11 protein-coding genes are annotated in these 14,712 nt (G+C 60.0%); 6 read left to right on the forward strand and 5 right to left on the reverse strand.

Going from position 1 to position 14,712, the window contains the following annotated elements; genetic code table 11:
• Positions 1-30: 30 nt before the first annotated feature.
• Positions 31-516: a hypothetical protein gene (locus tag EYB53_RS05380; RefSeq protein WP_135477179.1), complete on the reverse strand. Its 486-nt coding sequence runs from the start codon at positions 514-516 to the stop codon at positions 31-33.
• 77 nt (positions 517-593) lie between these two features.
• Here EYB53_RS05380 and EYB53_RS05385 point away from each other — a divergent pair, with 77 nt between their 5' ends.
• From EYB53_RS05385 to EYB53_RS05395, 3 genes are all read left to right on the forward strand, one after another.
• Complete coding sequence (locus EYB53_RS05385) at positions 594-3,062, forward strand: FtsK/SpoIIIE family DNA translocase (protein WP_135477180.1); 2,469 nt, start codon at positions 594-596, stop codon at positions 3,060-3,062.
• A 365-nt stretch (positions 3,063-3,427) separates the two neighbouring features.
• The gene (locus tag EYB53_RS05390; protein ID WP_097654664.1) at positions 3,428-3,697 is read left to right on the forward strand and encodes a hypothetical protein; all 270 of its coding nucleotides are present in this window, start codon (positions 3,428-3,430) and stop codon (positions 3,695-3,697) included.
• The gene (locus tag EYB53_RS05395) at positions 3,688-6,081 is read left to right on the forward strand and encodes an FAD-binding oxidoreductase (RefSeq protein WP_135477181.1); all 2,394 of its coding nucleotides are present in this window, start codon (positions 3,688-3,690) and stop codon (positions 6,079-6,081) included. The genes EYB53_RS05390 and EYB53_RS05395 overlap by 10 nt, the downstream gene beginning before the upstream one ends.
• A 515-nt stretch (positions 6,082-6,596) precedes the next feature.
• On the opposite strand, the gene EYB53_RS05400 is transcribed toward EYB53_RS05395, so the two are convergent.
• From EYB53_RS05400 to fabF, 4 genes are all read right to left on the reverse strand, one after another.
• Positions 6,597-7,745, reverse strand: coding sequence for a glycosyltransferase family 4 protein (locus tag EYB53_RS05400; protein ID WP_216863582.1), 1,149 nt, complete (start codon positions 7,743-7,745; stop codon positions 6,597-6,599).
• 3 nt (positions 7,746-7,748) lie between these two features.
• Positions 7,749-8,618 carry an SDR family oxidoreductase gene (locus EYB53_RS05405; protein ID WP_216863583.1) on the reverse strand — a complete coding sequence of 290 codons (870 nt, stop codon included), beginning with the start codon at positions 8,616-8,618 and terminating at the stop codon, positions 7,749-7,751.
• Positions 8,615-9,322 carry a ribonuclease III gene (gene rnc, locus EYB53_RS05410; RefSeq protein ID WP_135477182.1) on the reverse strand — a complete coding sequence of 236 codons (708 nt, stop codon included), beginning with the start codon at positions 9,320-9,322 and terminating at the stop codon, positions 8,615-8,617. Before rnc ends, EYB53_RS05405 begins: the two co-directional genes overlap by 4 nt.
• Before the next feature lie 148 nt (positions 9,323-9,470).
• Positions 9,471-10,715, reverse strand: coding sequence for a beta-ketoacyl-ACP synthase II (fabF, locus tag EYB53_RS05415; protein ID WP_135477183.1), 1,245 nt, complete (start codon positions 10,713-10,715; stop codon positions 9,471-9,473).
• Positions 10,716-10,955: 240 nt separating this feature from the next.
• Between fabF and EYB53_RS05420 the strand changes: the two genes are divergently transcribed.
• The 3 genes from EYB53_RS05420 (at position 10,956) to EYB53_RS05430 (ending at position 14,670) form a co-directional block, all read left to right on the forward strand.
• On the forward strand, positions 10,956-12,143 hold the full coding sequence (locus EYB53_RS05420; RefSeq protein ID WP_135477184.1) for a M20 metallopeptidase family protein: 1,188 nt from the start codon (positions 10,956-10,958) through the stop codon (positions 12,141-12,143).
• Between the two features lie 71 nt (positions 12,144-12,214).
• The gene (locus tag EYB53_RS05425; RefSeq protein ID WP_135477185.1) at positions 12,215-12,715 is read left to right on the forward strand and encodes a hypothetical protein; all 501 of its coding nucleotides are present in this window, start codon (positions 12,215-12,217) and stop codon (positions 12,713-12,715) included.
• Between the two features lie 2 nt (positions 12,716-12,717).
• Positions 12,718-14,670: a DUF5671 domain-containing protein gene (locus tag EYB53_RS05430; RefSeq protein WP_135477186.1), complete on the forward strand. Its 1,953-nt coding sequence runs from the start codon at positions 12,718-12,720 to the stop codon at positions 14,668-14,670.
• Positions 14,671-14,712: the final 42 nt, after the last annotated feature.

Genomic DNA, 14,712 nt, shown 5'->3' on the forward strand with positions numbered 1-14,712 from the left:
GCTTTTTGCGCATCGAACTACATGCTTACATCAGTGCGCCTCGGGCTCTTTTTTGCTTGTCTTCTTTGCGACAAAAAAGCCCAGGCCGAAACCGACAAGCAAGCCAAGCAACGTGGGCATAATCCAGCCACCGGGCTTTTCAGGGACTGATTGTTGGCTTATCGTGGCGATCTGCTGACCACTATGCTCAAGATTTTCGCCAACCTGCGAGGCAAGCTCACGTGCGTCACGGGCAACTTTGCCGCGGGTTTTTTCGAGATCCTTGATCGCCCGATCAACCCGACGACTCGCCTTTTTCGCCGCTTTTTCCAATTTTTTCCGCCGTTCCGCAACCTGGTCACTCAAATCGAGTTCATCAACCCGACGGGCGAGCTGGCTCAGGTGAGCGGCCACTTCTTGGCCTACTTCGTTATCAAACCGACCACGGATCGTGCCGGCAAGCTGTCCAACCGCCTCGGAGGCATGTGTTTCAAGCGTATCTAACTGTCGCTCAAACTTGTTCTTCCGTCGCCACATTTGCTTCTCCTATCACTACAACGCGCATGTGTGCTATACTACCACCTTGAGGGATCGCCACGCGGCGAGGAGTAAAGATGGCCGCACAAGGCAATAAGAAACCATCCACTGGGCGCAAACCTGCTACCCGTACCAGCAAAGCACCGCGAAAAAGTGCGCGTGCGACGCCCCCCCCTGCCTTGATGCGCCCTGAACATCAGCGTGACCTCTTTGCTCTCGGGTTGTTGACGCTGGCCCTGGTAACCGTGATCTTTTTTGCAACTGGGATTGCCGGTGGGGCTGGGGCGCTCTATGTTGAGGTGATGCGTCAAGCCTTTGGCGGGGGCGCTGTTGTTGTACCAATTATACTCGGTTTGCTGGGTATTGCGATCTTGATTCAAGAGCAGTTTCGTGACTCGCGGCTTACCACAACCCACCTGATCGGGACACTCCTGATTATTGCCTCGATTCTCAACCTGCTCGAGTTTCCCGTGCATGATCTGTCGTTCGAGGCTCGGCTCAAGAATGAAGGGGGCGGATGGGCCGGTTTCTGGCTCGTGCAGGGCTTTGACAGCATTATTGGGCGCCCGGCCGCTGTGCTCGTGACGGTTGTGATTGGCCTGATCGGTGTGCTACTGACGTTTGATCTGACGCTGCGTGAGTTGCTCGGTGGGGCGGTTGCACGTACGGCGGCGTTTTGGCAGTTGCTTTGGAGTGCGCCGCGCCGTTCGCAGGCCTCCCGTCGGCCTGAGCCTACGGCACGTGCCGATACCGATCTTCCGTTTACGCCGCCACCTCAGGGTACCGACGATACGATTGTGCCCACGCCTATTGCGGCTCGCCCGACCCGCGCCAGTCTCTTTCAACGGCCTGGGACGTCAACCAAACCCGAACCAGCCACCACCGTGGTGCCTCCTCTGGCTACTCCTGCTACGCCCGACCCCGTGGTGCCTTCGGTTCTCGCTAAACCGTCGGTCGAATTGCCACCCGCCCGGCCCCACGAGGTCGTACAAGAGGCACTCGATGGTTTCGAAACGGCTTCCGTCCATCGCGCATGGCCGTTGCCTTCGTTGGATATGCTTGATCCGGTAACGATCGTTAGTCAGGTTGGCGATGATGTGATTCGCCATCGCTCACGGTTGATTGAAGATACCCTGGCGAGCTTCAAGGTTGAGGCGCAGGTCGTTCACGTCAATCCTGGGCCTGCAGTGACCCAGTTTGAGGTGCAGCCGGCGGTAGGCGTCAAAGTTAGCAAGATCACCTCGCTCGAAAAAGATCTCGCGCTGGCGCTCGCCGCGTCGTCGATTCGCATTGAGGCCCCGATTCCTGGCAAATCGGCGGTGGGCATCGAGATTCCCAATTCCTCGATTGCGCTGGTCAGTTTGCGTGAGGTGATGGATGGCGAAGAGTTTGAGGTGAGCCGCGCTCGTCTGAAACTGCCGCTTGGCAAGGATGTGAGCGGTACGCCAATGATTGCCGATATGACCCGTATGCCCCACTTGCTTGTCGCTGGTGCGACCGGCTCGGGCAAGTCGGTGGCGATCAATACGTTCCTCTGCGGGTTGCTGCTGCGCCATACGCCCGATGAACTCAAGCTGATCCTGGTTGATCCCAAGATGGTCGAGATGATTGTCTATAATCATATCCCCCATCTGCTCTCGCCCGTCGTTACCGAGCTCGAACGGGTGGTGCCAACGTTGAAATGGGCAACCCGTGAGATGGAGCGGCGCTATAAGATTTTTGCTCGCCACGGGGTGCGCAATCTTGATAGCTATAAACAACTTGCGCGCAAACGCGCTGACCTCGAGCCGATGCCCTATATTTTGATCATTATTGATGAGCTTGCCGATCTGATGATGATGGCCCCCGATGAGATCGAGACCTATATCTGTCGCCTCGCCCAGATGGCCCGTGCGACCGGTATCCATCTCATTATTGCCACCCAGCGTCCCTCGGTTGATGTCATTACAGGGCTGATCAAGGCCAATTTTCCTTCGCGCATTGCCTTTGCCGTCACGTCACAGGTTGATAGCCGGGTCATTCTTGATGTGCCCGGCGCCGATCAGTTGCTCGGACGCGGCGATATGCTCTATATGGCGGCAGATGCCGCCAAACTCGTACGCATCCAGGGTACCTATGTCTCGGATCGCGAGGTCGAAAAGATTGTTGACTTCTGGCGCAAGGCGATGCCTCCTGACGAAACTTCGACCAATCCGACGCAGAAGCCCGGTGGTTCGCTCGGGGTCAATGGCCCGCCCTTTAGCGGAACCTTGCCCGGGCCTCGTCCGGCTGAGACTGGGACGCAATCTGCGAGTGCGTCTGATGAGACGTTTAAGCCCCCCGCCGAATTTCTTTCGGTTGATGAACAGGATGCACTCTTGACCCAGGCGATCGATCTGGTGCAACAACATCAGCGCGCCTCGGCCTCACTGTTGCAGCGCCGCCTCCGCATTGGTTATAGCAAGGCTTCCCAGTTGATCGATCTGCTTGAACAACAGGGCGTTGTCGGGCCAGCCGAGGGAGGCCGCTCGCGTGAAGTGTTGCGCTCGTCGTCGCCTGATCGTTAACACGGCGACCGCCCTCACACGCCGCGTGCCTCTGCTGGCGACAACGGCCAGCGAGAGCGACCGTCCTCGCCCCTCGCGTGCCTCTGCTGGCGACAATGGCCAGTGAGGGCGACCGTCCTCGCCCCTCGCGTGCCTCTGCTGGCGACAATGGCCAGTGAGGGCGACGGCCCTCACACGCCGCGCCTCTGCTGGCGACAACGGCCAGTGAAACTGGCTGTTGTCGCCAGCAGAAACCTTTTTCTTGGGGCCGTAGGCCCCCAAACCCCCTCCCCGCGCAGGCGAGGATTTCATAGGTATGGGGCACAGCCCCAACAAAGCCTTCCCTCCCGTCGTATAATGAAGAGAGTACGAACAGGGAGGTTTTTATGTCTATTGAGTCTTTCCGCGATAATGCACGCGAAATCCTTACCAATATGCTGGCCGAAACGCCCAGGGCCGATCGGCACGAGTTGATCGAGGTCTATACCGATGCGATGACCCGCCTCTATGCAGTCGAGGCCCATCGTCTGCTCAGCGAGGTCATTGAGGATAGCCGGACCCGCCTTGATGCCCGCCTGTCGCCTGACCCGGTGCGCCAGACGATTGCGGGTGTCCAGACGACGATTCAAGACATCTGGGATAATCTGTGGAAGTAGTTGCTGTCGAGCCCGGGGCGTTGCTGGTAACTGCCCCTGCAACCACGCCGATTGAGACGCTGCACGAGGAGCTTGCGCCTTATCGGCTTGCGTTGCCGATCTTTCCGCTTGTGCCTGGTCTGACGTTGGCCGATCTGGTTGCCTGCAATGCGGGCGGTCGCCGACGTTTCGGCTATGGGACAATTGGGCGTTATCTGCGTGCGGCGCAGCTCACGTTGCCCGATGGCACAAACCTGAGCATTGGTGGCCCGACGATCAAGCGGGCCACTGGCTATGGCTTGCATCGGGCACTCGCGGCAAGCCAACTCGATCTGGGCGTTGCCCACGAGTTTACCTTTAGTCTGCGCCCTCTGCCCGCCGATCGCGCAACAACGCTTCTGCATTGCCCCTCGCTGGCCGAGGCATGTCGCCTGGCTGCCCAATTGGTGCATGCAGGGCTTGCGCTCAGTGCCCTGCCAGTCGCTGAACAACCCGATGGCACTGGGGCGCTGCTTGTTGAGCTTGAAGGACTGTCAGCACTGCTGGTGCGCCAGGTTGGTCTGGTGAGGGAGATCGCGGCTGACACTGCTGCAACTGTGATGCCTGTCGGCGAGGGCGATCCGTGGCACCAGTGGTACGACCTGGCGGCTGCGCATCTGAAATCGACAGCGCTTCGTCGTGATCTGACGCTCCCTCGCTCCGCCTTGCCCGCTTTTGTTGCCCGCGCCCGCACGCTCGCTACGCGGTACCGCTTGCCCCTCACTATCTGGGGCGATGCCGGAGTCGGGACGTTGCACCTCGGTCTCGCTACGCCAACTGATGAAGCTGAACAGTTGTTGCGCATTCTGCAGGCTCTTGCGACCGAGGCCGGCGGTACGATCACCACCGAGATGGGGATGCCAACGCAGGATGCCGAGCACAACCTGATGCTGGCAGGCTTGCGCGAGACGGCCCTTGCTCCATTGTCGCCATTGCTAAGCTCGTCCGACCTGGCGTTGCACGAACGATTGGTGCGCCAAACTGGCCGCGAGCAGATCCTGACGACCCTGCGCTCGGTGGTTGGGGAAACTTATCTGCTGACGCGCAGGGAAGATCTTGCCTGTTACGACCAGGATGCCTCGATTGCACAACCGCTTGGACAGGCGCTGGCGGTTGCGTTGCCAGCAACTACCAGCGAAGTTGCTGGTTTGATGCGTGCTGCGGCAACCTATGGCTTGCCAGTTGTGGTACGCGGGGCGGGCAGCGGGCTTGCTGGTGGATCAACGCCAACGCCGCATGCACTGATCCTCGGGCTCAATCGGCTTGACCAGATCACGCTTGACAAGGAGCAGATGGTTGCCCACGTCGGCGCAGGCGCGATTACCGCCGAGATCCAACGGGCCGCCGAGACACGGGGCCTCTTTTATCCACCTGACCCCTCCAGCCAGACGGCGTCGACGATTGGGGGCAATCTGGCATGCAATGCCGGTGGGCCTCGTTGTGTCAAATATGGCGTGACCTCTGACTATGTGCTCGCCGTCACGGCGGTGCTTGCCGATGGTACGATCGTGCGCTGGGGTGATGGTCTCGCCGGGCAAGGTGCCGAGCAGAGCCTTGCCCAACTGCTGGTTGGCTCAGAGGGCACACTTGCCGTGATCACCGAAGTGACATTGCGGCTTGTGCCGCTGCCGCCCGCTCGGCGCACCACAATGGCCCTCTTTGCCAAGCTTGAGGATGCATGCGCAACCGTCGAACAGATCATGGCCTCGGGGTTGGTGCCGTCGGCGCTTGAGTTGATGGACGATACGACCCTCGCCGCCGTCGAGGCGTACCTGCACCTTGGCCTGCCCCCCGAGACGGGGGCCATGCTGTTGATGCTCAGCGATGGTGAGCCTGAGACAGTAGCGCACGACGCCGAGGCGCTCGCCGCGCTGGCTCGTACCGGGGGTGCCCGGCTCGTCCAGGTGGCCCAGAGTGCCAGCGACGAAGCGAAACTCTGGAAGGCGCGCCGGGCGGTCTCGATCGCGCTGGCTCGCATTCGCCCTAACCGGCTTGGCGAAGATATCGCGGTGCCACTGACGCGCATTGCCGAGAGTGTACGCTTGATCAAAGCACTCGCCGAAGCCCATCAGTTGCCCATCGTCGTCTTTGGGCACGCCGGCGACGGCAACTTGCACCCAAATATTCTCTTCGATGCCCGTGACCCTGCCGAAAGTGCGCGCATCTGGCCGTGTGCCGAAGCAATTTTCCGCATTGCGCTCGCCGTGGATGGCACGCTCTCGGGGGAACATGGCATCGGGACGCTGAAATTAGCGTTTATGCGTGAGGCGCTGGGGGCAACGCAGCTTGCGGTGCAGCACCGCATCAAAGCCTCGTTTGACCCGGGGGGCCGCCTCAACCCTGGCAAGGTCTTGCCCGCGCCGTGACGAAGGAGTCTGTGACGCTCCGCAGAGGCAAAAGCCTCGCGGCTTCTTAGGCAACGCATGCGGCAATCCGCTACGTTGGCGCCTAATGGCTCCGTCCGAGCCGTGTCCCCGAAGGGACGTGTTGCACCAGTTCGAGGAACACCCGAAATGTTTTACGCCGCGCAGGAGTTCGGCGCGGCAACCGGCAACATTTCCTGCTGTTCAGGTGCGTCGCCCGAAGGCGAAAGCTGTGCAGCCCGAAGACCCACATTGGAAGCAGTATAGCACATGTGTTCACTGAGCGCAATGATCTGGCTGAAGCCAGACGAGAAGCCCGCCTAACCGCACGCGCTCAAGCGCGGCGGCTTGCGGCGGGCTACCGAAGGTCAACTCAGGTTGCTGATGATTTGACGCAAAGGCGCAAAGACGCAAAGGGTGTTTACGTAAGTTTTCTCGCTTTCCTGGGTGCGCGGGCGTCTCGCCCGCTGGTGTTCCCGAAGCGAGCGGGACGCTCGCGCACCCAGACTCGCGCCACATCAGGAGCGGGCCGCGAGTCCCTCGTACACACGGAGCGTGCCAAGCGCAGTGCGGCGCCACGAAAAGTCACGGGCACGCCGGGCACCGCGGGCCGCGAGATCGCGGCGCAAGAGCGGATTGTTGAGCAACCGCCAGAGTCCTTCGGCCATTTCAAGCGCATTGAAGGGATCCACCGTGAGCGCGGCCTCACCCACGACCTCAGGCAGACTCGAAGCATAGGCACAGAGCACCGGCACACCACAGGCCATTGCTTCGAGCGGGGGTAGGCCAAAACCCTCATAATACGATGGGAAAGCAAAGACGGTCGCACCACTGTAGAGCGCGGGCAGGTCTTCGTCGGCCACATTGGGCACAAAGCGAACCCGGTCGGCGAGACCACGCTGTTTGACAAACTGGTGCAGACTCGTCTGCCCGCGTTCGGCATGACCGGCCAGCACCAGCGTCCAGGCACCGGGGGTCTGGCGCGCTTCAAACTCCAGCATCCGTTCCCACGCCCGCACAAGGCGTTCAAGATTCTTGTGTGCCTTCTGGGAACCAACATAGAGCACATAATCGTTGGGGAGCGCATAACGCTGGCGCACCTGGGCGACAACTTCTGCTGGTTGGGGTTGAAACCGGCGCTCGGCGGCGAGAGGCGTCACCACGAGGCGACTGGCGGCATAGGGGTAGACATACGCAAGATCGGCGCGCGAACTCTCCGAAATCGTCAGGATGCGCGTTGCGGTGCGCAGCGCCAGATCCATCGTCAGGCGGTAGAAGAGCCGCCCCCGTGCCGAGAGCGTGCGCGGATAGCGCCAGCCGATCAGGTCATACACGGTGACGACCGACGGGCAAGGTAGGCCAAGATACGGTTTGACCACATAGGGCGAATGCAACACATCCAACCCGAGGCGACGGGCGAGGGATGGCAGCGCAACCTGCTGCTTGAGACTAAACGGCCCTGCCGCCAGATGCGCCGTCTCGACCCCGGGCATCGCCGCGATCGCCGCCAGATCATAGCGACTCTCGCGCAACTGACGGGGATCAACAATGAGCACCAGCGTATGGCCGTGGCTAATCTCGGCGAACGCACGGGCGAGACCGACGGTATACCGGCCAATCCCTGGAAAATGCTCGGTGGCATAGCGCGCATCAAGCCCAATTCGCATCCATCACACCCTTTCCCGCCGCTCACCGCCCCGCTCGCGCAGCACCTCATCGATGCCCCGCAGGCGGGTCTGAAGCAACGCCTGGGCACGTGTAATCGCGAGGCGACAGTTGCGGGGGCGCCGGATTGGACTCGTGGCACTGAGCCCGGCGGGGATGCCGGTGGGATCGATCTGCCACGCCTGTGCGATCAGGCAACCCATTGCATAGCGACTGACACAGCTTGCCCCGGCGATATGCAACACACCCTGGTAGGGGAGTGTAAGCAATTCGAGCAACGCAGCGGCGAGATCTTCGACAAAGATCGGGCAACGGTACTCATCGGTGAACAAAGCCGCAGCGGCACGCCCCTCGGCGACATCGAGGACAAAGCGCGAAATCTTATCAATCGGGTCGAACCCATAGATCAGCGACGTACGCACCAAGACCGCCTTGGGATGCGCCGCCGCAACAAGCGCCTCGGCGTGCGCCTTGGCGCGCCCGTAGTCAGTGACGGGCTCCGGCGGGTCATCTTCGGTATACGGGGTGTCACGTTCGCCATCGAAAATAACATCACTCGACAGATGGATCAGACGTGCATTGACCGCAGCTGCCGCAACCGCGACATGGCCGGCCCCTTCGCCGGTAATTGCCATCACCTCGGGGCCGTTCTGCAAAAAAGCAGTGTGGATAACCCAGGCTGGGTGCACCGCTTCAACGAGCGACCGAACGGCGTGCGGATCGCGCACATCCAGCGCCGCCCAGGTCACCCCAGGCACCGGCACAGGTATCTGCGTGTAATGGGTCGCCACCACATCATAACCTAGTGCGCAGGCCTGGCGGATCAACACCTGCCCAAGATAGCCCGTACCGCCTGTAATCAGACCTCGCGTCATGCTGGATCATCCTCAACAACAGCCAGGCGATGCAACGCCTCCTGGGCAGCGGTTTGCGCTGCGGCTTGCTTATTCAAGCCGCGACCAATGCCGAGCACCTGCTCACCAACGCGAACTTCCATCGTAAAGACACGCTGATGGGCCGGCCCATCCTCTTCAATCACGCGGTACATAGGGGTCTGACCATAACGAGCCTGAGCGACCTCTTGCAACCGGGTTCGATAGTTCACCTCGCCGCCACCTGATTCAATCGTCTTCATCTGGCGTTCGAGGAAGGGGGTCACAAAGAGCGCCACCCCTTCAACGCCCTGGTCAAGATAGATTGCCCCGAGCACCGCTTCAAAGATATCGGCCAGCAGCGCATCACGGTTCCGTGCCGCAGGCGTATCTTCGCCACGGCTAATGCGAATATAGGTGCCGAGATCGAGTTCACGCGCAAACCCGGCTAGCGTCGTTGTCTTGACCAGTCCCGAACGAAGGCTGGTCAATTCACCTTCACTGCGATCTGGGTAGCGCACAAAGAGCCACGCCGCCGTCAGGAAATTGAGCACCGCATCACCAAGGAACTCAAGCCGTTCATTGGAAGAGAGCCCCGGCACCCGTTCGGGATGTTCATGCATAAACGAACGATGCACAAACGCACTCTGCAACAACAGGGGATCGTGGAAGGTAACGCCAATAATCTCTTCTAAGCGGCTCGGCATAAGCATGACTACCTGGTGTATCCTGGAGGGCTACTGCCTTCCAACATAGAAGCGCAATTCTTGGGGATTGCGCCCCAAACCTGACTTCTTCGCTGGTTCAAACGCCAGTTACGCTGGCGTTTGAACCAGCCGGCGAACATCCTCCACTTCAGGCAACAAAACGCTTGAGCACGAGACACACATTGTGCCCACCAAAGCCAAACGAATTGCTCAGCACAACATTAATCTGGCCAGGTCGGGGGATGTTTGGGACATAATCAAGGTCGCAGGCAGGATCGGGGCTGGTCAGGTTGATCGTGGCAGGCAAGAGATTATGCTGCATCGCCAGCACGCCGACGACCGTCTCGATTGCACCGGCGGCACCAAGCAGATGCCCAAACTGTGATTTGCTGGCACTGATTGGCGGGGCCGTTTCGCGTCCCCCAAAGACCTGCTTGATCGCCAGCGATTCGACCGGATCGCCCGCGGGCGTGCTCGTCGCGTGGGCATTGATGTAATCGACCTGATCAGGGGTTATCTCGGCACGCTTGAGGGCCAGGCGGATCGCACGGGCGACGCCTTCGCCATCCTCAGACAGATTCGAGATATGGTACGCATCAGAAGTCGAGGCATAGCCGACCACTTCAGCCAGGATCGTTGCGCCGCGGTTCATCGCCTCTTCGGCATCTTCCAGGATGAGTGAGGCGGCACCTTCACCCATTACAAAGCCATCGCGGGTCGCATCAAATGGGCGTGAGGCTGTAGCCATCTGGTCATTATTCGTCGAAAGCGCCCGCATCGCATTGAACCCGGCAATCCCGATTGGCGTAATGCTCGCCTCGCTGCCCCCGACGATCACCGCCTTGGCCCAACCCCGCCGAATCGTCTCGGCAGCCTCGCCAATCGCATGGGCTGAACTCGCGCAGGCCGACGTTAGACAATAGCTCGGCCCACGCGCCCCGCTGACAATCGAGACCTGGCCTGCCGCAAGATTGGTAATCATCGAAGGGATCAAGAATGGACTGATCCGCCCCGGACCGCGTGCCCGCAACACATCGAGTTGCTCGCTCAGGGTGCCAATACCCCCAATGCCACTGGCGATAAAGACCCCAATCTCATCACGGTTCGCTTCGGTAATCTTCAAGCCTGAATGATGCAGCGCCTCATTCGATGCGGCGACGGCCAGTTGCACAAAACGATCAGTCCGCCGTGCCTCTTTGCGATCCATAAAATTCGCCGGATCGAAGCCCTTGACCTCAGCAGCAAAGCGTGTGTCAAAGCCGGTCGGGTCGAACAGGGTCAGTGGGCCAACGCCACTGCGCGCCTCAACAATGCCCTGCCACAACTCGGGAACACTCAGACCAAGCGGGCTGATCGCCCCCATCCCCGTCACAACGACACGCCGCTCCTTCATAATGCTCTCCTCACCTGTAGGCTGACAATCTCAACGTGCGGAATTATACCATGCCTGCTTTGCCCGAGATGGTTCATTCGAGGTGATGGTATACTATCAGCAATACGCTTCTGTTCTCGCCTCCACGGGGGCAAGACGTGGGAGCCTACGCTTGCCAAACATGTTTACTGGTCGGAAAGCCCTGATCGTGATGGATATGGGCCTACGGCCCATATCCATCACGATCGAAGAGAAAAACATATGCTTGACCGTGCCAATGCGCTCGCCGCTGAACTCGTGCGTCTCCGGCGAGATCTTCATACGCACCCCGAATTGAGCTTTGCCGAGACACGGACGGCGGCCATGGTGGTCGATACGCTGGCCGAGATTGGGGATATCACGGTACGTACGGGCATTGCGCGTACCGGCGTTGTCGGCGAACTTGGCCCCGGTGGTGGGCCAACCATTGCGATCCGCGCTGATATGGATGCACTCCCGATTATTGAGGCAAATGCAACCGCGTATGCCTCACAGAATCACGGCGTGATGCACGCCTGCGGCCACGATGCACATACCGCCATGTTGCTCGGGGCGGCCCATCTGCTCCGTGAACAATTTGCCAATGAACGCCTACGCGGGCGCGTACGCTTCATCTTTCAGCCCTCAGAAGAGAGTTGGGACGACGAAGGCAAGAGCGGCGGCCTGCGTATGGTCGAAGAAGGCGTCATGGAGGGTGTCGACGCCGTGATTGCGCTCCATGTTGATTCGACGTTGCCAATGGGCAAAGTGACCATCCGTGGCGGCTGGACCTCGGCGGCCGTGGATGATTTCACTGGTTCCTTGCTTGCCACAGGCGGCCACGGGGCCGCACCCCACGAGGGCACTGACCCGATCTACATGCTCATCCCGGTGCTCACGGCACTCTATGGCATCAAGGCCCGGCGCATTGATCCCGTCGAGCCAACCGTGCTCAGCGTTGGCGTCGTCGAGGCGCAGGGGGCGTCAAATGTCATCCCGAGTGAGGTGCGCTTGCAAGGGACCTTGCGCAGCTACAATCCGCGGGTGCGTGAACAGTTGATCAGCGAGGTCGAGAAGGCGTTCGCCGTGACCCGTGCCTTCGGCGGCGATTATCGGTTGAAGATCGGGCGTGGCTATCCTGCAGGCTGGAATGACCAGCGTGTCGCGGGCTGGCTTGAACAGGTAGCCGGCTCGATGCTCGGCAGTGACGCCTTTGATCATGCCCCGGCAGGGCTTGGGGCTGAGGATTTTGCCTATATGTGCCAGAAGGCTCCCGGGGCAATGTTGATGCTTGGGGCTGCCATTGATGACGGTGTGATGCGTGCCCATCATACGCCAATCTTTGACATTGATGAACGCAGCCTCCCTATCGGCTCCGCTATCCTCGCTGAAACTGCGTTGCGCTTCCTCCGCGGCACCGTACGGCTCTAGCTCCCCAAGAATTATGATTGCAGACACACACGACCAGCTTCGCTGGTCGTGTGTGTCTAGGAATAGAACCTATGAAAAGAAAAGACACCTTTCTGATCGGCATTGTGGTTGGAATTGTTGTGCTCGTTGTGGTTGCGTTTGTCGTTGCGATGATGCGCCCTGAGCCAACATTTCAGCCTGAAACAACGCCCGAAGGGGTGGCCCATAACTATTTGCTTGCGCTTCGCCAAGGCGATTTGGCACGTGCGTATGGCTATCTTGATCCTGAGTTGCCCGGGTTTCCAGCGACGCTTGAGCTCTTTACGCGTGATATCTCTTCTTATACCAGCGGCCTCGAGATGAACCAGAGTTCGTCATCCTGGGAGGTTTTGTCGAGTACGGTAACCAATAACCAGGCGACAGTGAATGTGCGTCAAACCTATTTTTCGCAGGGGGGGCTCTTTGGCAGTGGTCAGTATAGTTCTACCTTTGTCATGTCACTCGTGCGCGATGCCCCCGAGGCAAACTGGAAGTTGACCGGTGCTGATCGCTACTGGGCTTGGTGCTGGAATGAGACGGAAGGATGCAACTAACGATGGCTACCATTCGACGTTGGTATATCCTGCTCGTTTGCGCTGTCAGTCTCCATGCGACAACCTGGGCCACGATTGCCCTTCTTCGCGGGGTTTTGCAAACCGATGGCCGCGATCCGGTGGCTGCCGTTGCCTTTCAGCTTGCCGTGATCATTATTGGATTGCCGATCTTTCTCGGTCACTGGATCTGGGGGCAACGCCTGGCGAGCGGCGATCCTGAAGAACGCGGCAGCCCCGAGCGGCGGTTTTATCTCTATGCGACGATGGCCGCGCTGCTCTGGCCGGCGATTTTCAATGGCGTGAGCCTCGTGCAAGCGCTGCTCACCCTCATTTCGAGCGGATCGGGTTCCTCGTTCATTGGCCGGTTTACCGCAACTGAACACCTGCTACGCAGCCTCGTTGCTATCGTTGTCCTTGGGTTGCTCTGGTGGTATCACCACCGGATCGTCAATGCCGATCGTGCGGCACTCCCCGAAACGGATCTCACGGCTGGTTTCCGCCGGTTCTATCTCTTTGCCTTCAGTACCACCGGGTTGATCATGGTCGCCTCCGCCGCAACGAGTCTGCTCCGCTGGCTCCTTTTCCAGTTCGGCTCCGGCTCCGGGTTGACAGGAGCGCTCTCACTCTTGAGCCTCTATGATGACATTGCCCGCCTTGCCATCGGCGTGCCAGTCTGGCTCATCTTCTGGAGTTGGGCGCAGGCGCTCTTTGACGGGCCAGATCAAGATGAGCACGAATCGGCACTGCGCAAGCTCTATCTCTATGCGATCGTCTTTGTGACGGTGCTGGCGGCAGTGACGAATGCGACTTTTATTCTTGCCGGTCTGTTGCAGCAACTGCTCGGTCTCTCACCCGAAGGCGATCTGCGTGAGCCGTTGACGATCATCATCGCCTCGGGGATATTCTGGGCGTATCACGCTCGTGTGTTACAGCAGGATGCCACACGATCCAGCGAGGTTCCGCGCCAGGCGGCAGTGCGTCGTACCTATCTCTATCTTGTGGCCGCGATTGGCCTGGCGGCGGCGCTCGTTGGTGGCGGGGGCATCCTCAGTGTGATCATCCGCGCCTTTGCTGACCGCGGCTTTACCGATCTGCTCAGTACCCAGCTTGCCTGGTTCACGGCGGCGCTGATAGCTGGCATTGCGGTCTGGATCTGGCCTTGGCGCCGCATTATGGTGGCAGCCGAACTCTCCGGGCCAGCGGGAAGTGCCGAACGCACGTCGCTTGTGCGCAAAATCTATCTCTATGGATATCTCTTTGTGGCAACGATGGTGGTGCTCAGCGGGGCGATCTATGTCATTGCCCGCCTGCTGCGCCTGATTCTCGGCGACCCAAGTGAAGGCAATCTGCTCAGCGATCTTGGTCAGGCAATTGCCTTTACCCTCCTCGCTGGCCTGGCCTGGCTCTACCACGGTTCCGAGGTGCGTGCCGATGGACGGGCCCAGCGGCGCGAGCTTGCGGCCCGCCTCGCTGCGCTGCGCGTAGCGATTGTTGCGCCCGGCGACGGTACCTTTGGGCAAGCCGTCGCGACCCGCTTGCAACAGGAACTGCCTGGCCTTCAGCTTGATCTGATCAGACCTGATGGGGACGCCAGCGTTGCCGCTGCCCAACTCGCCGAGGCGGGCTTGATTGTCGGACCGTGGACGATGGCAACAAGTGGCCCGGAAGGTCTGTCACCCGAACTCGTGCAACTGGTTCATACCAGCCCGGCCCGCAAACTGCTTGTCCCCACCCGCAGCAGCACCTGGCAATGGATCGGCGTCGAACCGGTCAGCACCGAAACCCTGATCACGCAGACGGTACGCACCGTCCGGCAGATCGGCGAAGGCGAAGAGGCTCGTCCGTCACGGTCGCTCAACCTGGGCAACATCCTTGGCCTCGCCGTGCTCGGGTTGGTCGCGTTATTCGTTATTTTGTCGCTGGTGCTCGGGTTTGTGGGGAATTTGTTGTTTTAGGATCAGCGTACCGAAAACCGCCAGTGTAGCTGGTGGTTTTCG

Source organism: Candidatus Chloroploca mongolica (assembly GCF_004762035.2).
In the GTDB taxonomy this organism is placed as follows: Bacteria; Chloroflexota; Chloroflexia; order Chloroflexales; family Chloroflexaceae; genus Chloroploca; species Chloroploca mongolica.